The organism is Vibrio sp. 10N.261.52.A1, from assembly GCF_002876325.1.
Lineage (GTDB): Bacteria > Pseudomonadota > Gammaproteobacteria > Enterobacterales > Vibrionaceae > Vibrio > Vibrio chagasii.
On record NZ_MCYD01001362.1, the window covers coordinates 1 to 1,308 of the forward strand.

Here is a 1,308-nt window from a genome sequence, read left to right on the forward strand (position 1 = left end):
CAGCACTACAAGCTCACGCATAAATGCAACAATAAAAAAATCGGCTTAAAAATAAAAAGGCGCATGATGCGCCTTTTTTAGTACTTAGAATTTACCAATCGCCTTAAGCGTTGTAAGCATCGTTGTGAACGGCTTGTACTGCACGGCCTGATGGGTCAACACAGTTTTGGAACGACTCATCCCATTCGATAGCTTTTGCTGATGAACAAGCGACAGATGGACCACCTGGTACACACTCTGCTGCAGATTCTAGCGGGAACAACTCTTCAAAGATTTCGCGGTAAGCGTAGCCTTCTTTAGTCGTTGGCGTGTTGTATGGGAAGCGGAACTGCGCAGTTTCCATTTGCTTGTCCGTTACTTTCGCTTCAGCGGTAGCTTTCAACGTATCGATCCAGTCGTAACCAACCCCATCAGAGAATTGCTCTTTTTGACGCCATGCAATTGAGTCTGGTAGATAATCTTCGAAACACTCACGTAGGATGTGTTTCTCCATCTTACCGTTGCCACACATTTTGTCTTCTGGGTTTAAGCGCATTGCTACATCGATGAACTCTTTGTCCAAGAATGGTACGCGGCCTTCTACGCCCCATGCTGCTAGTGATTTGTTCGCACGAGCACAGTCAAACATGTTTAGAGCCAGCAACTTACGTACTGTTTCTTCATGGAACTCTTTTGCGTTTGGCGCTTTGTGGAAGTACAAGTAACCGCCAAAGATCTCATCAGCACCTTCACCAGACAGTACCATTTTGATACCCATTGCTTTGATCTTACGAGCAAGTAGGTACATTGGCGTAGACGCGCGAATTGTCGTTACGTCGTAGGTCTCGATGTGGTAGATAACATCACGGATTGCATCCAGACCTTCTTGAATGGTGTATGTCATCTCGTGGTGTACGGTACCAATCTTGTCTGCCACTTCACGAGCAGCGATAAGATCAGGAGCACCTTCTAGGCCAACCGCAAATGAATGCAGTTGTGGCCACCAAGCTTCAGACTGTTCGTCATCTTCAATACGCATTGCCGCAAAGCGTTTAGCGACTGCTGAAGTGATAGATGAATCTAAACCACCAGAAAGAAGTACACCGTAAGGTACGTCAGTCATTAGTTGACGCTTCACCGCTGCTTCTAGTGCTTCCGTTAGATCTTCTTTGCTTGTGCTGTTGCCTTGTACTGCAGCGTATTCGTTCCAATCACGAATATAGTAACGTTGTGGCTCTGCATCTTTCGAAGAGTAGAAGCTACCTGGAGGGAACTCGCTGATGGTCTTACATACAGGAACCAGAGCTTTCATTTCAGAAGCAACATAGT

General features: G+C 46.1%; 1 protein-coding gene. It reads right to left on the minus strand.

The genetic code is table 11. The features are described 5' to 3' along the window. Positions 1–103: 103 nt before the first annotated feature. On the minus strand, positions 104–1,308 hold a 1,205-nt coding region (asnB, locus tag BCT81_RS27780), incomplete at its 5' end, for an asparagine synthase B (protein ID WP_102426537.1).